Annotated in this window: 13 protein-coding genes and 1 pseudogene; 8 read left to right on the forward strand and 6 right to left on the reverse strand. The window is 67.5% G+C overall.

Going from position 1 to position 20,547, the window contains the following annotated elements:
• Positions 1 to 86: 86 nt before the first annotated feature.
• Both ACF1B9_RS36715 and ACF1B9_RS36720 read right to left on the reverse strand, forming a co-directional pair.
• Positions 87 to 866, reverse strand: a pseudogene (locus ACF1B9_RS36715) (IS481 family transposase); the annotation flags it as partial.
• A 73-nt stretch (positions 867 to 939) separates the two neighbouring features.
• Positions 940 to 2,154, reverse strand: coding sequence for a histidine kinase (locus ACF1B9_RS36720; RefSeq protein WP_391746811.1), 1,215 nt, complete (start codon positions 2,152 to 2,154; stop codon positions 940 to 942).
• A gap of 108 nt (positions 2,155 to 2,262) precedes the next feature.
• Here ACF1B9_RS36720 and ACF1B9_RS36725 point away from each other — a divergent pair, with 108 nt between their 5' ends.
• The 3 genes from ACF1B9_RS36725 (at position 2,263) to ACF1B9_RS36735 (ending at position 4,497) form a co-directional block, all read left to right on the forward strand.
• The gene (locus tag ACF1B9_RS36725; RefSeq protein ID WP_391746812.1) at positions 2,263 to 3,201 is read left to right on the forward strand and encodes an ABC transporter ATP-binding protein; all 939 of its coding nucleotides are present in this window, start codon (positions 2,263 to 2,265) and stop codon (positions 3,199 to 3,201) included.
• Positions 3,202 to 3,203: 2 nt separating this feature from the next.
• Complete coding sequence (locus tag ACF1B9_RS36730) at positions 3,204 to 3,941, forward strand: ABC transporter permease (RefSeq protein ID WP_391746813.1); 738 nt, start codon at positions 3,204 to 3,206, stop codon at positions 3,939 to 3,941.
• 115 nt (positions 3,942 to 4,056) lie between these two features.
• Positions 4,057 to 4,497 (forward strand): hypothetical protein, encoded by a 441-nt coding sequence (locus ACF1B9_RS36735; protein ID WP_391746814.1) that lies wholly within the window; start codon positions 4,057 to 4,059, stop codon positions 4,495 to 4,497.
• A gap of 146 nt (positions 4,498 to 4,643) precedes the next feature.
• Here the strand turns inward: ACF1B9_RS36735 and mug are convergent, their stop codons facing one another.
• Entirely contained in the window at positions 4,644 to 5,207 is a 564-nt protein-coding gene (gene mug, locus ACF1B9_RS36740) for a G/U mismatch-specific DNA glycosylase (RefSeq protein ID WP_391746815.1), read from the reverse strand.
• A gap of 19 nt (positions 5,208 to 5,226) precedes the next feature.
• Positions 5,227 to 6,669 carry an adenylosuccinate lyase gene (gene purB, locus ACF1B9_RS36745; RefSeq protein WP_391746816.1) on the reverse strand — a complete coding sequence of 481 codons (1,443 nt, stop codon included), beginning with the start codon at positions 6,667 to 6,669 and terminating at the stop codon, positions 5,227 to 5,229.
• Positions 6,670 to 7,152: 483 nt separating this feature from the next.
• On the opposite strand from purB, the gene ACF1B9_RS36750 reads away from it, so the two are divergent.
• A complete protein-coding gene (locus tag ACF1B9_RS36750) occupies positions 7,153 to 7,992 on the forward strand; it encodes a DUF6907 domain-containing protein (RefSeq protein ID WP_391746817.1) in 840 nt (279 codons plus the stop codon).
• A gap of 986 nt (positions 7,993 to 8,978) precedes the next feature.
• Entirely contained in the window at positions 8,979 to 9,812 is an 834-nt protein-coding gene (locus ACF1B9_RS36755) for a PIG-L family deacetylase (RefSeq protein ID WP_391746818.1), read from the forward strand.
• A gap of 721 nt (positions 9,813 to 10,533) precedes the next feature.
• Here the strand turns inward: ACF1B9_RS36755 and ACF1B9_RS36760 are convergent.
• Both ACF1B9_RS36760 and ACF1B9_RS36765 read right to left on the reverse strand, forming a co-directional pair.
• Positions 10,534 to 11,514: a hydroxyacid dehydrogenase gene (locus tag ACF1B9_RS36760; protein WP_391746830.1), complete on the reverse strand. Its 981-nt coding sequence runs from the start codon at positions 11,512 to 11,514 to the stop codon at positions 10,534 to 10,536.
• Between the two features lie 178 nt (positions 11,515 to 11,692).
• On the reverse strand, positions 11,693 to 12,790 hold the full coding sequence (locus ACF1B9_RS36765; protein WP_391746819.1) for a substrate-binding domain-containing protein: 1,098 nt from the start codon (positions 12,788 to 12,790) through the stop codon (positions 11,693 to 11,695).
• A 224-nt stretch (positions 12,791 to 13,014) separates the two neighbouring features.
• Between ACF1B9_RS36765 and ACF1B9_RS36770 the strand changes: the two genes are divergently transcribed.
• The 3 genes from ACF1B9_RS36770 to ACF1B9_RS36780 all read left to right on the forward strand — a co-directional run bounded on the left by ACF1B9_RS36770 (position 13,015) and on the right by ACF1B9_RS36780 (position 20,257).
• A complete protein-coding gene (locus ACF1B9_RS36770) occupies positions 13,015 to 15,030 on the forward strand; it encodes a DUF2264 domain-containing protein (protein WP_391746820.1) in 2,016 nt (671 codons plus the stop codon).
• Between the two features lie 142 nt (positions 15,031 to 15,172).
• Entirely contained in the window at positions 15,173 to 16,294 is a 1,122-nt protein-coding gene (locus tag ACF1B9_RS36775; RefSeq protein ID WP_391746821.1) for a substrate-binding domain-containing protein, read from the forward strand.
• A 63-nt stretch (positions 16,295 to 16,357) separates the two neighbouring features.
• Positions 16,358 to 20,257, forward strand: coding sequence for an endo-alpha-N-acetylgalactosaminidase family protein (locus tag ACF1B9_RS36780; RefSeq protein WP_391746822.1), 3,900 nt, complete (start codon positions 16,358 to 16,360; stop codon positions 20,255 to 20,257).
• The last annotated feature ends 290 nt before the right edge of the window (positions 20,258 to 20,547 follow it).

Below are 20,547 nucleotides of genomic sequence, written 5' to 3' on the forward strand. Positions count from 1 at the left end.
CCAGGTAAGCCATTAGGCCCAGGAACCTCCTCTCGATTTCCTCCCAGCTATGCCGGGGATACGACAGAGCGCCTCGTGGCGCACTTGAAGCGCTCCACCTTCCCGTTGGTCTGCGGCCGGTAGGGACGAGTCCGCTTGTGCGAAATGCCCTGTGCTGTAAGGGAGTTGCGCCAGAGGTGGCTCTTGTAGCAGGCGCCGTTGTCGGTCAGGACGCGTTCGACGGTGATCCCGGTCTGGGTGAAGAACGCGTGGGCCCGCTGCCAGAATCCGACGGCGGTTTCCTTCTTCTCGTCGGCGAGGATCTCGCTGTAGGCGAGGCGGGAGTGGTCGTCGACGGCGTTGTGGAGGTAGCTGTAGCCGGCGCCGGAGCGGGTCTTGCGGCCGGCCTGGCGCCCGAGGGTCTTGTGGCCTCCGCCGTCAGGGATGTTGCCGAGCTTCTTGATGTCGACGTGCACGAGCTCGCCGGGCCGGTCGCGTTCGTAGCGGCGTATGACGCGGCCGGTGGCCCGGTCCAGGTGGCTCAGGCGGGCCAGGTGGTAGCGGGTCAGGACACGGTGCACGGTCGCAGGGTTCAGGCCCAGGAGGTAGGCGATGCGGGCCGGTCCCCAGCGGCGCAGGACGCGGACCTTGATGATCCTGCGTTCGGTGCGGGTCGGGGTCTGCCGGGGGCTCGTGTGCGGGCGGCTGGAGCGGTCATTCATGCCCGCCTCGCCCAGCTCGCGGTAGCGGTCGGCCCACCGCTTGGCCGTGGTCGGGGAGACCTGGAAGCGTTCGGCGGCCCTGCGCAGGGCCCAGCCGTCGTCCACGACGCAGCGGGCCAGACGCAGCCGTCCGGTCTCGGTCAGGGGTGCATTACGGTGGACCACGAGGGCCTTTCTGGTCGGTGCAGATGTCGCAATCCACACCGAACCCGGAAGGCCCTCACCCGTTCAAGACCACTCAGCCGAGATCTGTGTCACCGTTCACAACCTCCCGAGACAGAACACCTAGGCCGTTCAATGGAAGACTTGCGTGCACCCTCCATTCGCCGTCGTACGGACCTGTCTTGGCGTTGCCGCCCAGCAGCGCGGCACGCTCGCGGATGCCCCGCAGCCCGCTCCCACCGCCCGGCGTACCCGTCGAATCAGTGAGCGGATTGGTCACCTCCATCTCCAGTCGGCCGTTCGTGACGCTGATTCTCACGCGGACGGGAACCGCCCCGGAGTGACGGAGCACATTGGTGAGGGATTCCTGAAGGATGCGGTACCCCTCGCGGGAGACCGCTCCCGGAACCTGCTCCAGCGGACCGGAGACGTCCGCGTCGATCTCCGCCCCCGAACCACGCGCGGAGTCCAGGAGCCTGTCCGCTTCCGCGAGCGTCGGCTGCTGCCCCACCGGTGTTCCCGATTCGCGCAGAACCCGCAGAACCCGCTCCAGATCGTCGAGCGCGTCCCTTCCGGTCTCCTCGATCGCGGCCAGTGCCCGCTCGGTGAAATCCGGGTCGTTGGCCGCCCGGGCCGCACCTGCCTGCACGACCGCGACCGTCAACGCGTGCCCGATCGAGTCGTGCAGTTCCCGTGCGATGCGATTGCGCTCCAGCAACTGCTCGGTGCGCTCCTCCAGAGCCGTAAGCCGCTGCACCGGCGAGGGACCGAGGAGCCGCCGGGCGGTCGCAGTGATCAGCTCTCCGCTCGCCGCGACCACGGCAAGCAGCACCAGGATGGGCAGAGGCGCCAACAGGGCGTACCACCAGCGCGGATCCACTCCGCGGACCAGCCATTCGCCGCTCGGGCCTGCGCCCGCTGCGGTGAGGACGAGGTCAACCGCGGTCGCCAGCAGCCACACCGTTGCATACCCCACGGCGACGCAGAGCAGCAGTCGTATCTCCAGCCACAACACGGTTCGCCAGCGATCCGCCCAAGTGGCCGCGGCGCTTGTGGAGATCGCGGCGTGGGGGCTGCCGCGCTCGGCAGGCGTGAGCAGGAGCTGTGCCTGAACGCCCTCGGCCAGCCGCATGGCGGGCAACAATCCCACTGGCACAGCGAAGACCATGGGTGCCCACGGTGTGGCCGGGGAGATGAACAGCCACACGCTGCAGACCGCCCCCGGGATGAGGAGATGCAGCCACCGGCTGTAGGTGGCAGAGGTGGTCAGTGGGCGGAGAAGGCGGAACATGCTGCCATCGTGTCAGCCTGCACCGGCACGGCGGCTCCCCCGAGCGGGGGAGATGATCCACACCACCGGGGGAGGCCGGGCACCCGGCGAGGCCGCGAGGCTGAGGACATGACCAGCATCGACGTCCATGAACTCACGAAGGAATACGGCACGACCCGCGCCGTGGACAGCCTCACGTTCAGTGTGCGCCCCGGTCGAGTCACCGGCTTTCTCGGCCCCAACGGTGCCGGCAAGTCGACCACCATGCGACTCGTTCTCGGCCTGGACCGGCCCACCGGTGGCACGGCCACGATCGGTGGAAAGCCCTACGCGACGCTGGACGAGCCGCTGCGTCGCGTGGGCGCCCTGCTCGACGCACAGGCTGCCCACGGCTCGCGTACCGCGCGGAACCACTTGCTGGCTCTCGCGGTCAGCAACGGGATGGGTGTGCGCAGAGTCGAGGAAGTTCTGGAGGAGGCAGGCCTCGGCCAGGTTGCGGGAGCGCGCATCAAGACGTTCTCCCTCGGCATGCGACAGCGGCTGGGCATAGCGGCCGCCCTCCTCGGGGACCCCGAGGTCGTGATGCTCGACGAACCGTCCAACGGACTGGATCCGGAAGGCATCATCTGGATCCGCGAGCTGCTGAAGCGGCTGGCCCGGGAGGGTCGCACGGTCCTGGTGTCCAGCCATCTGATGAACGAGACGTCGTCGTTCGCCGACCACCTGGTGGTTCTCGGCAGGGGCAGGCTCCTGGCCGATCTGCCGATGCAGGAATTCCTGGACGCGCGCAGCAGGCCCCGGGTGCGCGTGCGTACGACCGAATCCATTCGGCTGCGCGATGTCCTGGTCCGCAAAGGATATGAGCCTGTGCAGGGTGAGGACGGGTGTTGGACCGTCGAAGGTGCGAAGGCCGGGGAGATCGGTGCGACAGCCGCGGCCGAAGGGATCGCCGTCCTTGAACTCAGCGACGAACAGACCACGTTGGAGCAGGCATATCTCGACCTCACCGCCGATGCCATGGATTTCGCGTCCGTGGTGAACCCATCCCACAACCGTCAGGAGTCGTGACCATGTCGACCACAGCAGTGCTGCGATCCGAATGGATCAAGATCAGATCGGTGCGGTCGGTGACCGGATCCTTGATAGCGGTCCTTCTGGCAACACTCGCCATGACCGTGCTCGCGTTGTCCATCGCCGGCCGGACCGAGGCGGAGAAGGCGGACGCCGATCTGATTTTCAACGCGTTCTCCGCACTGAACTTCGGACAGATCGCGGCCATCAGCTTCGGAGCAACCGCGATCTCGTCCGAGTACCTCAATGGCGCCCTGCGCATATCGCTCGCCGCCGTGCCGCGCCGCAATGTCTTCTACGCGGCCAAGATGGCGCTCGTCGGCACATCGGCGCTCGTGGTCGGCCTCGTCACCAGCTTCGGTGCCTTCCTGGTGGGGCAGATGTTCATGGGAGAGTACGCGATCGACCTCGGGGAGCCGGGTGCCCTGAGGGCGGCATTCGGAGGGGGTATCTATCTGACCCTGATGGCCCTCTTCGCGGCCGGACTGGCGGTACTGATGCGCAGCGCCGTAGCAGTGCTCAGCCTGCTCATTCCGTTCGTGCTCATCGTCTCCTTCGTGGTGGGAGACGTCTCAGGCGGTGTGGCGCAATATCTGCCGGACAGGGCGGGACAGTTGGTGCTCCACCAGAACGCCATGGGCGGCCTCGGACCGTGGAGCGGGCTCGCGGTGACCGCGGCGTGGGCGGCGGCCGCCCTGCTGGCGGGCTGGTGGGCGATTCGGCGCAGGGACGCCTAGCGTCAAACCGCCCCGGTGCCATGGCCTCGTCCTCGACGACGGAGCGAGGTGGCTGAAAGCCACTCAAAGTGCGTGAGCGGAGCGGATTGTCAGTGCCGGGCGGTTTACTGGCGGCATGACCACCGCACATCACCTCCGCCTCATCGACGGGATGCGCACCCGGAACTTCCCCGCGGAGCGCATCCGGTCAGGCTCCGGAGTCAGCGGGCCCGGCTATCACACAGCATCCCTGCACGCGGACGCCGATCACTGGGACGACGAGGACGAGGTGGGGCGGCTGGAACACCGGGCCCAGTGCCTCGCGGAGCACGATGTGCTGCTGACGTTGCTCACCAGCCGCTGGGGTGAGCCACAGACGATCAGCCTGTGGAGCGCGCAGGAGCGGATGATGGCTGGCGAGGAGATCCCGGAGGCATGGGCCGAGACGGTGGCGGGCTGCGAGCACCTTGAGCTCTGGCGGATCGAGGACCGATGGGTCGCCATGGGGCTCTGTCTGGAGGAGGGAGGCCCCGGCTGCGAGTTGAGCGTTGTGGTGACGGAGATCGATCCGCCGTGACGTGAGCCGGCCGCTGATCGGATGCGGAGCGCCGACAGCCCCGCAATTCGTCTGCCGTGTCCAGTCCGGACGTCGGTCCTTTGTCCGGGCCGGACACCCGCCCACAAGGGCACGGGAGCAAGCCGCTGTGCGGGCGCCGGGGGGCGTCAGGTCTCCGCGGTGATGTCGGTGCCGTCGTGCTCGACGCACGAGCGGAGCCGTCCGTATTCCTCCGCCATCGTCTGGACGGTCCAGTGAGCATTCAGACCGCTGGGGTTGGGAAGGACCCAGACACGAGTGGCGGCGATCGTGTGGTCCTGCGGACCGATCCGGGCGGTTCGTCTGCCGAAGGCCGTGCGGTACGCAGTGACCCCCACGACTGCCAGCCACCGCGGCCGCAACTCCTCGACCTTGGCCGCGAGGATCTGTCCGCCCTCGCGGAACTCGTCGGTGGACAGTTCGTCCGCTCGTGCGGTGGCGCGGGCGACCACGTTGGTGATGCCCAGGCCGTATCGAATCAGTTCGGTCTGCTCCGCCGGCTTCAACTGACGTGGGGTGAAGCCGGACCGGTGGAGTACGGGCCAGAAGCGGTTGCCGGGGTGGGCGAAGTGGTGGCCCGTCGCCCCGGTCATCAGGCTCGGGTTGATCCCGCAGAACAGCACACGCAGGCTGCCCGCGACCACATCGGGAACGGTGCGGTCGCGGGCGGCCCGGAGCTCTTCGGAGGTCATCCGGCTGTGGCGCCGGGCGTCAGAGGATGGAACCAGGGGTGTACCCGGCGGCCTCAGGGTGCTGCTTGGTGATCTCCTCGATGCGAGAGATCAGTACGGTGACCTGGTCACCCGCCGCTCCTGTGAAGGAGAGCTTGTCGGCCATCAGCGCGTCCAGCTGTGCGCGGTCCAGCGGGATGCGGTCGTCGGCGGCCAGCTTGTCGAGCAGCTCATTGCGCTCGGCGCCCTGCTCACGCATGGCCAGGGCCGAGGCGACAGCGTTCTCCTTGATCGCCTCGTGGGCGACCTCTCGGCCCACACCGGCGCGCACCGCACCCATCAGGACCTTGGTCGTGGCGAGGAACGGCAGGTAGCGGTCGAGCTCGCGGGCGACGACGGCCGGGAACGCCCCGAACTCGTCGAGCACCGTCAGGAAGGTCTCCAACAGACCGTCGAACGCGAAGAACGCGTCCGGGAGCGCCACCCGGCGGACCACGGAGCAGGACACGTCGCCCTCGTTCCACTGATCGCCCGCAAGCTCGCCGGTCATCGACGCGTAGCCGCGCAGGATGACCATCAGGCCGTTGACGCGCTCGCAGGAGCGGGTGTTCATCTTGTGCGGCATGGCGGACGAACCGACCTGGCCCGGCTTGAAGCCCTCGGTCACCAGCTCGTGCCCGGCCATGAGGCGGATCGTCTTCGCGACCGACGAGGGCGCCGCGGCCAGCTGCACCAGCGCCGTCACGACGTCGTAGTCGAGCGAGCGCGGGTAGACCTGACCGACCGACGTGAAGGCCTGCGCGAAGCCGAGGTGTCCGGCGATGCGCTGTTCGAGGTCGGCGAGCTTTCCGGCGTCGCCACCCAGCAGATCGAGCATGTCCTGGGCCGTGCCCACGGGGCCCTTGATGCCGCGCAACGGGTAGCGGCCCAGCAGGTCGTCGAGCCGCCCGTAGGCGACCAGGAGCTCGTCCGCCGCGGTCGCGAAGCGCTTGCCGAGCGTGGTCGCCTGCGCGGCGACGTTGTGGGAACGGCCGGCGATCACCAGCTCGCGGTACTCGCCCGCCAGCTTGCCGAGCCGGGCCAGCACCGCCACGGTGCGGTCGCGCATCAGTTCCAGGGAGAGACGGATCTGGAGCTGTTCGACGTTCTCGGTGAGGTCCCGGGAGGTCATGCCCTTGTGGACCTGCTCGTGGCCGGCGAGGGCGTTGAACTCCTCGATCCGGGCCTTGACGTCGTGACGGGTGACCTTCTCGCGCTCGGCGATCGAGGCCAGGTCGACTTGGTCGACGACACGTTCGTAATCGGTGAGGGCGGCGTCCGGCACCTCGATCCCGAGGTCCTTCTGAGCGCGCAGCACCGCCAGCCACAGCTGACGCTCCAGCTTCACCTTCTGCTCGGGGGACCAGAGGACGGCCAGCTCCGTGGAGGCGTAGCGGCCGGCCAGGACATTGGGGATGCGAGGCTTCGCAGACACAGCAGTCACGTGTCCAGAGTTTACCTGTCGTCTTCAGCGGCTCGTGAGCGTCCGGTCCATAAGGTCCTGGTCAGAGGCTCCTGGACCACCGTCTCACGCAGAGTGTGTGATACCTGGCGGGACGAAACGGACCCGGGCCGGTGATTCCGGCACTGCCGGGGGCCTTGAGTCGAAACCCTTCTGATCAAGGGAGCCGAACCCGTGCAGGACCGTAGCCTGACGCCGAGCTGGGGGGCCTCCGTGCGGCTGTCCTCGAAGCACTCGCCACCCCCGCGCTGGCCACAAGCAGAGGTCTTTCTACCTCCCGACCGTGTCGTGCACGGTCGGGTGGTCTTGGAGGGGGTCCAGCAGGGCGACGACTTTGGTTGGTCTGCGGGCTGCTGCGGGCCCGTCGTGCCGAGCACTCCTCCTCTGGGTACTGCCACTGGGGTGCTGCGGGAAAGGAGGTAGGCAGGCAGATGAGCGCGCCGCGCACCGTCATGGTGCCGACCGTTGACCGCGGCCCGTCACCCCACCTGCCCGGCTTGGTGCACCGGCCATAACGAGCACCCGGTCGAGTGCCGGATCGTCCTCGGCCTCACTGGCCCTGAGAGCGTCATGACCCACGACGGCGAACCGCTTCACTTTGCGGAGCTGGTGCAGTATCCGTACGGTCGGTGCGCCCGCCGGCACGTGGGTGTCTACGTCGAACTCTTCGGGTTCGGTCAGACACTGGCGTCGGCCGAGCTGGACGCGCTGGCAGGCGCTCGTCGACCACGCCGCGCATCTGCGGGCCAAGCTCGCGACCTCAGCACCCTCCGTGCTGCTGCGGGAACCAGTGAAGCGGATCGACGCGGTCGCCGCTCTCACGGCTGCGACCGCGAGCGTCGTCCTTATGGGTGCCGGATTCTGGCAGAGTGCGTGCGACGAAGCCCTGACGGATATCCGGCGGGGCTTCGTGGCGCGGCCGGGGCTACGACGGGCGGCAGTGACGAAATCCTTACCATGGGATTCGAGGCATTCGATGAGCGGGTCCCGGACCCATCCACCGATCAGTTGCTCCCACATGGCCGGGCAACGGTCGACCAGGGAGAGGGCCTGAGCTACTTGCATTTCGGTGAGAGTGGCGCTGTCGCGGAGGCGGTAGTCCAGAAGATCCGGGTCCTGCCCTCTTTCCTCCTCATCCTTGCGCGCCCACTCGACGAGAATTTCCCAGGCTACGTAGGCCGAGCTACGACGATCACCGGTGCGATCTCCTGGGTCGCCGGGACACCAGCCTGCTTCCAGGGCGCTGATCGTCGCGCGCAGTACCGCGCGATCGAGTGCGCAGCGTTCCAAGAGGCGGCATTGTGAGAGAAGGAACTCTGCGGCTGTAAGGAGATCAGGAGGGGCGAGGAGTTCCAGTGAGGCGTATCGGGCTTCCACTGGGATAGCGTGCTTGGCCACGAGCCCCTGGCGTTCATCGGGATTGAGGTTCGGGAGTCGCTTCACCACACCTACCAGGGTGTCGGAGACGCTCAGGAACTCCAGGCACGCGTTGTCGAGTGCAATGCGCCGTTGCTGATGCCGCTGGAGGAGGCTTTGGGTCTGTACCGCCGAGATGGCCGTGTCGGCCTGGATACGTCCGGCGAGGAGCGCGGCAGACGTTGCGCTTTCTGCGCTGCGCTTGGTCCACAATGCTGCAACTAAGGCAGTGGGAACGGAGAGAAGGGCTGCGACCGCGCCCAATTCGACCATGTCCATGGACCAATGCTGGGTGAACAAGACCTGTCATGAGGGCGGTTCGGCGCACATTGATGAGACCCGACACTTGTTCCTGCTCGCCCGGCTGTTGAGGCAGTTCGTTTCGATGAGACGTCAGCGCCGTGTACGGAGATCATGGATCCGACCGACGAGGCAGCGTGACGGAGACAGACGAGGGTGCGTCAGCCAGGATGCGGGCGGTACCGGCGAAGTCTTGAAGCTGACTGCGGCCATATCGTGCGCAGGGGCTCACAATGCACCCGCAGAGCCTGTCCACATCAGCCTTCGGCCGGCGGGCTTTGGACAACTGGGTCGTGCTTGGGGGAATGCGGCGGGCGGCCGACGTGGCGCTGCCACGTGCAGGTCGCGCCTGTACCGCGTTCGTGTTGAAACTCCGACGCCTGGAAGGCCAATTGGCTGCGCCGGGAACAGTGGTCCGGCCGGCACGGTTGCATCGACCGAGGGACCGGCGCCGTACGGGCGGGGAGACACGGAGACCGCAAGGGTGTCCGCCCAGCCAGGATCCGGGCCCCAGGATTCGCGGTACGCCCGCCGCGCTCTCGGACCAAGATGTATTTCTGCAGGAGGACTGTTTCATGACTGACCGGCCCTTGACGCTCATGGCAGTACACGCCCACCCCGACGACGAGGCCACCAGTACCGGAGGGGTCCTCGCGCGGTACGCGGCGGAAGGCATCCGCACGGTTCTCGTGACGTGTACCGACGGCGGTTGCGGTGACGGACCGGGGGGCGTCAAGCCGGGCGATCCCGGGCACGATCCGGCGGCCGTCGCCCTGATGCGCCGCCAGGAACTCAACGCGAGTTGTGACGTACTGAAGGTCAGCGATCTGGAGCTGCTGGACTATGCCGACTCCGGGATGATCGGCTGGCCGAGCAATGACGCCCCCGGATCCTTCTGGCAGACCCCCGTGGAGGAAGGTGCTGCCCGACTTGCGGAACTCATGCGGCACTACCGGCCCGATGTGGTCGTCACCTATGACGAGAACGGCTTCTACGGCCACCCCGACCACATCCAGGCCCACCGCATCACGATGGCGGCCCTGGAGATGACCGCGCTGACACCGAAGGTGTACTGGACGACGATGCCTCGCTCGGTGATGCAGCGGTTCGGGGAGACCATGCGCGAGTTCCATGAGGACATGCCGGAGCCGGATCCTGGCGAGGCCGCGGCGATGGCCGAGATCGGCCTCCCCGACGACGAGATCACCACGTGGGTGGACACCACCGTATTCAGCGGTCAGAAGTTCGACGCGCTGGCCGCGCACGCCAGTCAGGGCGAGAACATCTTCTTCCTCAAGATGGGCAAGGAGAGGTTCGGCGAATTGATGGGCATGGAGACCTTCGTACGTGTCAAGGACGCCACCGGCGCGGCCATACCCGAGAGCGATCTCTTCGCCGGACTGCGCTGATCCGCTGCGTGTCGTCATTACCGCGTTGGCGTTGGCGCTGGCGTGGACTGGACAGGTCGCCGGCCGGGTGGCGGCCAGGACAGCACTGGGGCTTCTGCCCGCAGTCGGGCTGCCCACGATGGTCCGAATGTCGCAGAGCGGGATCCGTGAGTGGCGACAACTCGCCATGGACGGGCTGCTGTTTGCGGGTGTGCTTGGGGCCGCTCCGGCGCCGCCTCCTTTGCCGTCCAGATGACCGTGCTGCGTGACCCTGGAGAATCCCTTTGCACAAAGAGACCACCGGCTGCCGGAAGCGCAGTACAGACCCGCAAACATCAAGCTACCTGGAGGGTGGAACGGGAAGCGGTACGAACGCCTCGCAAGCGCTGGGGTTCTCGCGGGCGAAGGGCTACACACTGGTTCGTCGCGGCAAGTTCCCATGCCGCGTGCTGAGGATCGGCCGTTCGACTCGCGTGGTCACCGCGTCCTTGGTGCGCGTACTGGACAGCGGCCAGCCGGAATACGACGGTGCCCCCGTCGTACAGTGAGCGCACCGAGTGGGCTCTGCGTCGGAGCTGGTGCGAACCGCGATCACACGGGGTTGGAAGTACCCTGCTCGGCGACATGTCTGGCCAACTCGGGCCATGGTCCCAGCCCATCACGCCCAGCCGCAGCTCCTCTCCGGTGTCTTCGAAAGTGACATCAGGTACGTCCTCGTATACATGGGGGACGGCACTCGTGCCTATGCCATGCGCTCAAGCAGGTGAGCTGAGACGGGGTGGTCCAGCGGTCGGCCGTCGGCGAGGCGCTCCACCTCGCCGACGGCCAGCTCTCCCATGCGCAGCAGTTCGGTTCCCAGGGAGCCCGCGACATGAGGCGTCAGCACGACGTGTGGGTGATCCCGCAGAGGACTGTCCGCAGGCAGCGGTTCCGGATCCGTGACATCGAGTACCACGTACAACTGCCCGCTGCCCACCGCGGCCGTCAGCGCGGCGGTGTCGACGAGGTCGCCCCGCGCGGTGTTGATCAACGTGGCACCGGGGCGCATCGACGACAGTCGCCGCGTGTCCATGAGATGCCACGTCTGCGGTAGCGACGGCGCGTGCAGGGAGACCACGTCGCTGGTGGATACGAGCTCGTCGAGCCCGAGCAGTCGTGCGCCCAGCGTCCCGGCCTCTGCCTCGGTGAGGTAGGGGTCAGCGATGACGAGTTCGAGGTCGTAGTTCCGTAGCAGGGCGAGGACGCGGCGGCCGATAGCAGAGGCGCCGACGATCCCTATCTGCTTACGGTAATTGCCCGCCGGACCGGACCTGTCGGGCGAGTCCACCTGTACGTGGCCGGGTGCCTGCCGTGCGAGCAGCGGCAGGACACGCTTGTTGGCCAGGACGATCATGGCGACCGTGTACTCGGCGACGGGGACGGCATTGGCGGCAGCGGCCGATGAAACTGTGATTCCCCGCTCCCAACAGGCCGCCGTGACATGGTGCTTGACCGACCCGGCGGCATGGACAATGGCACGCAGGTGTGGTGCCAGCGCCAGCGCCTCGGCCGTGAGGGGCGGGCATCCCCAGCCGGTGACAAGGATGTCGACGCGGGCGAGCGAGGCCTTCGACTGAGGCGAGGTGAACTCATGGAGCACCGGGGCTGGATCAAGGTCTGTGGCCCTGCCCAGACGCCGCAGCAGTTCGTCGTCGAACAGGCGCCCTGCCAGGCCTTCGTGCATGGCGAGGGCAAGTCGGGGTCGGCTGGCGCTGGTCACGCGTCTCCTCGGCTGTGGATTCGATGTGCAGGTGGCGAGGCAATCCAATGACCGGTCGGTCGGCAGCGTCAACGATCAGGCTGCTGACCGAAAGGAAGCGAAAGCGAGGAGAGGAGATGATGAACAGGCAGGTGGCAGGCCGTCATCCGGCGCCGCAGGAGGAACGGACCACGAGCTTGGGCAGCAGTGCCATACGCCGGGTCGCCACCTCATCAGCCGGAGCGGAGATGCGTCGCATCACGGTGTCCACGGCGGTGCGGCCCACATCGAACTTGGGTGGGGCCACAGCTGTCAGCGGCACCTCGGCAAGTGCTGCCACCTCATCGTCGTAGGAGATGACCGCGAAGTCGCCGGGTACGTCCAGCCCGCGCTCCATGACTGCCCGCACGACCGCTGCGGCGTTTCCGTCCGCGTGCACGACGGCGGCTCGCGTCCCGGTGCCCAGACAGCGGTCCACCAATGATTCGACGGCTGCTGCGTTGCCCTTCGGGTCGAGGTCGCTGCGCGGAAGTACCGCGTACTCCACTCCGCCGTCGGTCAGCCCCAGCCTGGCCAGTGCCTCCGCGTGGCCGTCGAAGAGCCACCGGGCCGTGGGGCTGCGCAGCCCGCCCCCCGCGGCCACCCGCGTGTGCCCCAGGGAGACCAGATGCTCCACCGCGAGTTCGGTGCCCGCCGCATGGTCGGTGCGCACGTACTCGATGTGCGCGGCGGCCGTCCCCGACAGCGATCGCTCGACCAGTACGGTCGGCACGTCGAGGCCGCTCAGCCACTGCGTGGTCTCGGGATCCTCGTCAGGCGGTTGGGCAGTCGCGACCAGTAGTCCGTCCACGCCGCGGTTCAACATCCGGTCGACCTGATCGCGTTCGAGGTCGCGGTCGTAGTGGGAGACGGCCAGAACGATGCGGACAGCGTGCCCCCCGGCAGCGGACTCCGCTCCTCGAATCACGCCTGGGTAGTAGTACGCGGAGGACGGGACCACCAGGCCGAGGGTGGCACGGTGGGTGTCGCGCCTGCCCGTCTGCTTGCCTTGCGCCGTCTTGCGCGTCGGCTTAGGCCGCTTGCCGGGTATGCTCGCGCCGCCGTAGACCCGTTCCAGCAGGCCTCGGTCGACGAGCGTGCCGATGTCCCGCCGCAGAGTGACCGTCGATACGCCGAGACGCCCGGCCATGTCCGTCACACGCACACAGCCCTGACTCCGAGCCACCTGCATGATCGCCTCGTGGCGCTCGATCGCCATCATCGCGTGTTGTCCCCCGAATTGGTTGACGCTTACCCGGCCATGGGGCTACCTGGCCATCCGGCGTGGAGCGTACTGGCTTTGCCGACCGATCGAAACTCTCTGCTTTCGCTCTCGCTGCTCTCTTCGTTTCCCTTCGACTTCTTGTGATCGCCTTGGCCGAACGGTCATGCTGGCGATCATTTCCGTACCGTCGCGACTCAGAACGAGAGAACGAGGTGCCGTGCATGAGTCTGTCTCACCAGTCCTTGCCCTCCGAGGACCGGGAACTCTCCCCCTTCACCGGGTTCGGGCGGGCCCACTGGGTGGAGCTCGCGGACCAACTCCTCGTAGACGCTCACCGGTTCACCACTCCCTCGGGTGCACGCATCGCCCTGCCGGGCCGTCCCTCGTCCTCGGGACCCGACTCGGATCACCTGGAAGGTTTCGCGCGGACCTTCCTGCTGTTCGCCCTTCGCGTGGCGGGCAGCGCAGGAGAAGCGCCCGCCGGGTTGATCCAGTCGTACGCCGATGGTCTCGCTGCAGGTACCGACCCCGCGCATCCCGAAGCGTGGCCGAGGCTGGCCCAGGAGTGCCGTCAGACACTCGTGGAGGCGTGCTCGCTCGCGCTCGGTCTGCATCTGACCAGGCCGTGGCTGTGGAACCAGCTGCCTTCCGCCGTGCAGGAGCGGATCGTCGTGTGGTTCCAGGGTGCTTGGGGGCTGGTCATCCCGGACAACAACTGGCACATGTTCCGAGTGATCGTCGGCGAGTTCCTGGCGAGCGTCGGCGGGGCGCACGACCGTGCCGAGATGGACACCGACCTCGCCAGGATCGAGGAGTTCTACGTCGGAGACGGGTGGCACCGTGACGGCGGCGATGCCCGCAGCGCCGACTGCTTCGACCACTACTGCGGCTGGGCCATGCATACATATCCCGTGCTGTGGGCCTTGATGGCCGGGGAGCGCGGGAAGGCGCGGCTGCCTGTCCTGCGAGAGCGACTGAGCCGGTTCCTGGAAGACTTCGCGCTGTTCTTCGGTTCCAACGGTGCGCCCATGCACCAAGGACGCTCCCTGATCTACCGGTTCGCTGCAACAGCGGCCCCCTGGGTCGGGGCACTGGCCGACGCCACCCCGCTCACCCCGGGCCAGACCAGAAGGCTGGCGAGCGGTGCGTTGCGTCACTTCACCGACCGGGGCTTCCGTAACGACCGGGGGATCGCCACGCTCGGCTGGTACGGGGAGTTCCCGCCGCTGGTGCAGCGCTACTCAGGGCCCGGTTCGCCGTACTGGCTGTCCAAGGGCTTCCTCGGTTTGCTGCTGCCGGCGGATCACCCGTGCTGGACCGCGGTGGAGGAAGCACTCCCCGTCGAACGCGCGGACCAGGTCAGGGCCCTGCCCTCCCCCGGCTTCGTCCTCTCGGCCACGCGCGCCGACGGCGTCGTCCGGCTGTTCAACCATGGCAGCGACAACCGGCACGCGCCCGGCGCCGCCGCTGATCCTCACTATGCGCGTCTGGCGTACTCAACAGCCACCGGCCCCGCCCATCCGAAACCCGGGCGACCGCAGCACGCAGACAACCACGTCGGTCTTATGCACAGTGAGTTGGGACTGTCCCAGCGTCACCGCATCCACCGGCTGCGCGTCGTCGACCGCCACGCTGCGTCGTGGCACCGTCCCGTCTGGCCGGCCGCGCCGGACGGACAGGGCCCCGCCGGTGCGGCGGACGCCCGTATCGAGACGGCGAGCGTGGTGTGGGGCCCGTACGAATTGCGCGTCCATCTCGTGGATGCTTCTCCCGGCCTACCGCTCTACCACAGTGGGTGGCAGGTAGCCGGGGAAGCGCTGGTCCCGCAACCGGACGGCGAAGGCCGGTCTTCGGCCGTCACCACTGCCGGGCTCACCAGTAGCTTCGTCTCCCTGAACGGCCATGGCTCAGTACGGCTCGCGAACGATGAAACCGCGAGCGCGTTCGGAGTGAGGACTGCCTTCCCTTATGCCATCGCCGCGCGGGCCGAACACCGCACGCTGCACGTGGCGCTCGTCGGACTGACCGGGCAGGGCGCGACAGCGTACGTACCGGACGTGCGGTGCCGGACCGACGGAACCACAGTCACCGCGCGATTTCCCGACGGCACCCGGGTCCTTGTCGCCCTGGGGCCGGCGCCCGCGCGTTCGCCCGAGCTGGGGGGACAGGTACTGGAGGGGCCGGTGAGGTACGCGCGGCTGACTCCCGGCGAGCGGCCGGTCGTCGTCTGCGATTGAACAAACGACCCCAACGGCCTGAGCGTGAGAGGAATGAGAGGAGGCGGAGGACTCGGATGAGTACGTCACTCCGCTGCCCGATCGGTGCGCGTCGCGGAGGCCGGTGCGAAGCGCGGTTCCAGCCGCAGAAGGGGAGGTCCGGATGGTGGCCCAGCCGTACGCCGCAGGGGGGTTGAAGTTCCAACGCCTGGCGGCGGAGCTGCGCCGGGGGGTCCTTGACGGCACTTGGCCACAGGGCAGCAAGCTGCCGACAGAGCAGGAACTCGCTGCGGAGACCGGCCTTTCACTGACCACGGTCCGGCGTGCCTACGAAGTCCTCGTCGAGCAGAGGCTGGTCGAGCGGCGGCAGGGCGCCGGGACATTCGCGGCGCCGCGGCCGGGCGCCGTCCGCCATGCCTCCGCGGTAGTGGGGGTGCTGGTACCCACGACATCGTCGTACTACCCGAGAGTGCTTCAGGGGATCGAGGAGGCGCTGGCTGTCGCGGAGGCACGCATGGTCCTGGCGTGCTCCCACTACGACCAGGTCGTCGAGCGCGAGGCGATCGACCGACTTGTCGGCTCCGGGGTGGATGGGCTGCTGCTGGTGCCCCAACTGCATGAACTCGCCGATCCCCTGGGGCGGATGGCCGAACTGCTCGAATCGCCGGTGCCTGTGGTGCTGATGGAGCGCCGGCTGGCCGCCGCGGGGCCCCTCGATGCCACCGAACATGTGTGCACCGACCATGCCAGCGGCGCCTATGCCGCGGTACGGCACCTCCATGATCTCGGGCATCGCAGGATCGCGCTCCTGGTGCGTACCGACGGTCCGCACGCCGTGCCGATCTCCGCGGGGTTCGACCGTGCCGTCGGCGACCTCGGCCTTCCGGCGGCAGCCCGGGTCGGTGAGCCCTTGGAAGTGTGGGACCCGCGGTGCGCGGATGCCGCGATCGCTGTCCTGGCGGCCGACGGTGCAAGTGCCGCCCTGTGCTTCGGCGACCGTGAGGCCTCCCTGATCCTGGGGGCGGCGCGCAGAGCGGGGCTGCGGGTTCCGGAGGATCTCGCCCTGATCAGCTACGACAACGAGTTTGCCGACGTGGCCGAGGTACCGCTGACGGCGGTGTCGCCACCGAAGTATCGCTTGGGCAGGCTCGCCGCCGAGATCCTGCTGCAGCGCCTGGCCGACGACGGCACAGGACCCGTGCACCAAGTGGGGCTACGTCCCCGGATCGTGGTGCGGGCGTCCTGCGGCGGGAAATCCCCTTGGAGGCCGAGTAGTTCTTGTTGATTCCTATCGTCGCCGCTCAGAAGCATGAGCGTCCGTCCCCACCTGGGCAGACGAAGGAGTCTCATGAGTACGACGGCCTGGAAGGCCTTGAACAACGCGAACGGGCAGTGGCCGCGCGGACCTGTGACGCGGAGACTGGCCGCGGTCGCGCTCTGCAGCGCACTCACCGTGGCTCTGCCGACGACGGCATCCGCAGGCACCCGCGGTGACGACGGGGGCGCGGACACGATCCCGATCTCGTCCCCCGAGCTGACCATCCAGGCCGACCCGGGCTTTCCGGCGGTCCGGCGCTACGACTGGCGGGCGGACGGGTCGGTCATGTACGGCCGCACCAAGGGCGGCCCCGGCAAAGTCGTCGTCAATGGAACGACGTACACACCCGGCGTCCGCAGCACGGCCGCGGCCGACGGCACGGCGGTCGACTACACGCTGCGCGTCGACGATCTGGATCTGACGCTCAAGGCCCGTCTCGCGGTCAGCGGCCATGTGCTCACCTTCAAGGTCACCGGCATCGACGAGAGCCCCGAGCACAAGTTGCGTACGCTGGCCATCCCCGACCAAGGGCTGATATCCGCTCGCTCCGACCAGTCGGGTGCCGAACTGGCCGACGCGCGGCTGTCGTTCACCACCGCGTACAACAACGAGAGCGACATCGACAAGCACATCAAGCTCGCGGACGCTCCCGTCGACAGCGCGCCCCGCGGCAGCACCTACGCCATGCTCAACACCGATCACCTCGCCGCGGCCGTCGAATCCAACTCGCTCGAGGATCAGTCGCGATTGCTGATCCGCACGGCGCAGACGGGTGAGGAGACGACCACGTCCGTCTCGAGCGGGACGTGGACCTGGCGGCCCGAGCCTGTCGACGGGCAGGACCCGAAGCCCACCGAACTGCCCTACGCCAAGGTCGTCCTCACAGGCGACCGCAATGGCGACGGTGCGGTCGACTGGCAGGACGGCGCGATGGCGTACCGGGAGATCATGTACCGGCCGCTGGGCGCCGAGCGGACCAAGGACTACGTGGTCTCCAACATCGAGTACAACACCAACAGCTTCGCCAGCCACCCTTTCACGCGTGTGCTCGACGACATCAAGAAGGGCAGCCTGCTCACCGACGGTCTTGGCCAGCTGGTGCAGCTCAAGGGCTATCAGGCCGAGGGTCACGACAACGCGCACCCGGATTACGGTGGCCACATCAATGAAGGCGCGGGCGGCCGCAAGGACCTCAACTTCCTTGTGGAGGAGGCGAAAAAGTACGACGCCGCCATCGGGGTCCACATCAACTCCACCGAGGCGTACCCGGATGCGAAGAGCTTCAGATGGGACATGACCAACGGAGCGGACGACCCGGGCTGGATCTGGCGCGACGTCTCGTACCACATGAACCGGGACAAGGACGTCCAGACGGGCGCCTTCGGTAAGAGGCTCGACGGTCTGGCCAAGGATGTGCCGGGTCTCACGTTCATCTACAACGACGTGTACTTCGCCCGTGGATATAACGCCTATGAGCTGGCCAGGGCCGAGCAGGCTCATGGCTGGATGGTGCACACCGAGTTCGAGGACTTCCTCGACCGTGACGCGCTCTGGTATCACCGCTCGGGTCAGTACGAGGACAACGGTGTGCGCTCGCAGATCATCCGGTTCATTGAGAACACCGACCGCGACATCTGGTACCGCAAGGACGCCACGCTGCTCAAAGGCCTCTCGAACCTCTCCTACGGGGGCTGGATGGGCCAGACCGATCTGAAGGCCTGGCAGCAGAAGATCTTCACCAACAACCTGCCGACCAAGTTCATGCAGCACTTCCCGATCACCAAGTGGACCGACCACCGAGTCGACTTCACGGACGGGGTGTACTCGACGAATGCCACCGGGACCTGGCAGCTCTTCCAGGGTGATACGAAACTCGCCCAGGGCAACAAACTGTTCCTCCCCTGGGACCCGGAGAAGCAGAGCAAGATCTACCACTGGAACGACGACGGTGGCACCACCACCTGGAAGCTGCCCCCCAAGTGGCGCGGCCTGGAATCCGTGTCCCTGTACCGGCTCACCGACACAGGCCGCAAGGACAAGCAGACCCTGAAGGTCACGGACGGTGAAGTCACCATCACCGCCGACGCCCGCACCGGGTATGTCCTCTATCGCGGCAAAGCGGCGCGACAGCACACGGTGTGGGGTGAGGGTGCACTCGTCAAGGACGGGTCCTTCAACAGTCACACGCTCGACGCCTGGTCCAAGGAGGGCAGCGCAGGCATCGAGACGAGCGACAAGGGCTGGCAGTTCGCCCGCTTCGACGGGGCCGGGGCAGGGCGCCTCACGCAGCGGATCAGCGGCCTCGCACCCGGCACCTACGAGGCGTCCGCCTACGTACGGGTCTCAGGCGGGCGCACCGCGACGCTGGGGGTGAGCGGCTACGGCGGCGATCCGGTCAGCAGATCCATGGCTACCTCACCGGCCGAACTGAAGGATCCGGTGAATGTGTGGAACGGGACCACATTCCAAAAGATGTACGCCGCGTTCACCGTCCCGCCCGGCCACAGCACGGCCACCGTCAGCCTGGCCGGAGCCGCCGGCGCTGACGGCAGCTCAGCCGACTTCGCCGACATACGCGTCAGTCCGACGCATGTCAGCACCGAGAAGGCCAAGCACTATTTCTACGAGGACTTCGAGGCCGCAGATCGCGCCTGGGGACCGTTCGTCAACAGTGAGGGCTCCGGCAGCGACAACCCGCACAGTCACCGGGCCGAGCGTCACGATGGCTACACGCGGGACACGATCGACGGCGACTTCTCGTTCAAGTCCTTCCGCATCGGGCCCGGTGACGTGTGGCGCACGGTGCCGGGGACGCTGACGTTCAAGGCAGGGCGCACCTATCGCGTAGGGCTGAAGTACCAGTCCGACGCAGCCGGCCAGTATCGGCTCCAGGTGCGCTCGGGGGGCAGCGGCGAGCCCGACCGCACACTCGTCGACGACGCGCTACCGGCCACGACCGACAGAGCCCTCGACAGCTGGCCTGCCGCCGACGACCCCCGGCCCCAGGGATGGACCGACAGTGCGCCGCCGCAGGGCAGTGCGCCCAGCAAGGAGTACGGCACAGTCTTCAGCACCGGCGGCGACCAGTGCGGCGACCCCTATCTGGCGCTGACCTCAGCCGGCGGCAACGGCGCTGTCACCGTCGACGACCTCGTGGTCGACGACCTCGGACCGGCTCCGGCAGGCTCCACAGCCGAGTGCCCGTCCACGGGTGCGCTGAGCCTGTCCGTGGGCGACATCCGGGCCAGCGCAGGCCAGGACGTGCCGGTCACGGCGACCCTCACCAACCACGCTGACGCACCCGTCACCGACATCGATCTGAAGCTGACCGCGCCCAGTGGATTCACCCTGGAGCCCACCTCAGCGACTGCGGCAGTAGCCCTCGCGCCCGGCGACAGTCTGAAGGCCACCTACAGGCTCAGGTCCGCGGCCGACGTGAAACCGGGCTCGTACCACGTCAGCGGAGAGGCGAGCGCCACGTACAAGAAACAGCGTATGACGGCACTCGCCGACAGCAAAGTGACGTTCAACTGCCGTCCAGGCGTGCGCTGCGAGGGGGAAGACGCCGTACTACGGGGGACGACGATAGAGACCCTTGACAGAGGACAGAGCGGCGACGGATACGTAAACTATCCCTCCGGCAAGGGAGATTCCATCGAGTGGACCGTGGACGCCGAGCAGGCGGGCGACTACACCCTGGCCGTCCACTACGCCCTGTTGTCCGGGGACAGGCCGCTGACGCTCACCGTCAACGGCACGGACGTCGGGACGCAGTCCTGGCCTCTCACGGGCTCATGGTCGACATGGTCGGACCGGACGTTCCAGCTGCCACTCAAGGCGGGGGCCAACACCATACGCCTCACATCGGCCAAAGACGACGGACCGAACGTGGACTATCTGACCGCCACTTTGGCGGGCACAGGCGGCTGAACCCCAGTCTGACGAACTCAGGCCCAGGGGCCTGCCGCAGCAAGGCGGCAGGCCCCTGGGCCCACCTTGTTCACAATTCCGCACAACGGTTTCGACCTTCCTCCGAATGATCGATGTTGAACGGTTGAGGCAAGTTTCTGGCCGAGTTCCGAAGTGGCCTCGTACAGTCCGTGCACTGCTTACCCGCGCAGTGGCGCAGCCCGGACGAGCTGCCGCCCCTGACGTTCCGCTCCGTCTCCCTGACGCCGTGGCCCGGGTACCCGTCATTCCCGTATCGCAAGGAGGACATT

It is taken from the genome of Streptomyces sp. NPDC014727 (assembly GCF_043083485.1).
In the GTDB taxonomy this organism is placed as follows: domain Bacteria; phylum Actinomycetota; class Actinomycetes; order Streptomycetales; family Streptomycetaceae; genus Streptomyces.

Bases quoted from the DNA above. Each gene is read 5' to 3' on its own strand.
- ACF1B9_RS36760 (WP_391746830.1), bottom strand. From the start codon at position 11,514: ATGCACGAAGGCCTGGCAGGGCGCCTGTTCGACGACGAACTGCTGCGG.
- ACF1B9_RS36735 (WP_391746814.1), top strand. From the start codon at position 4,057: ATGACCACCGCACATCACCTCCGCCTCATCGACGGGATGCGCACCCGG.
- ACF1B9_RS36775 (WP_391746821.1), top strand. From the start codon at position 15,173: ATGGTGGCCCAGCCGTACGCCGCAGGGGGGTTGAAGTTCCAACGCCTG.
- mug (WP_391746815.1), bottom strand. From the start codon at position 5,207: ATGACCTCCGAAGAGCTCCGGGCCGCCCGCGACCGCACCGTTCCCGAT.
- ACF1B9_RS36765 (WP_391746819.1), bottom strand. From the start codon at position 12,790: ATGATGGCGATCGAGCGCCACGAGGCGATCATGCAGGTGGCTCGGAGT.
- ACF1B9_RS36755 (WP_391746818.1), top strand. From the start codon at position 8,979: ATGACTGACCGGCCCTTGACGCTCATGGCAGTACACGCCCACCCCGAC.
- ACF1B9_RS36720 (WP_391746811.1), bottom strand. From the start codon at position 2,154: ATGTTCCGCCTTCTCCGCCCACTGACCACCTCTGCCACCTACAGCCGG.
- ACF1B9_RS36780 (WP_391746822.1), top strand. From the start codon at position 16,358: ATGAGTACGACGGCCTGGAAGGCCTTGAACAACGCGAACGGGCAGTGG.
- ACF1B9_RS36770 (WP_391746820.1), top strand. From the start codon at position 13,015: ATGAGTCTGTCTCACCAGTCCTTGCCCTCCGAGGACCGGGAACTCTCC.
- ACF1B9_RS36730 (WP_391746813.1), top strand. From the start codon at position 3,204: ATGTCGACCACAGCAGTGCTGCGATCCGAATGGATCAAGATCAGATCG.
- ACF1B9_RS36725 (WP_391746812.1), top strand. From the start codon at position 2,263: ATGACCAGCATCGACGTCCATGAACTCACGAAGGAATACGGCACGACC.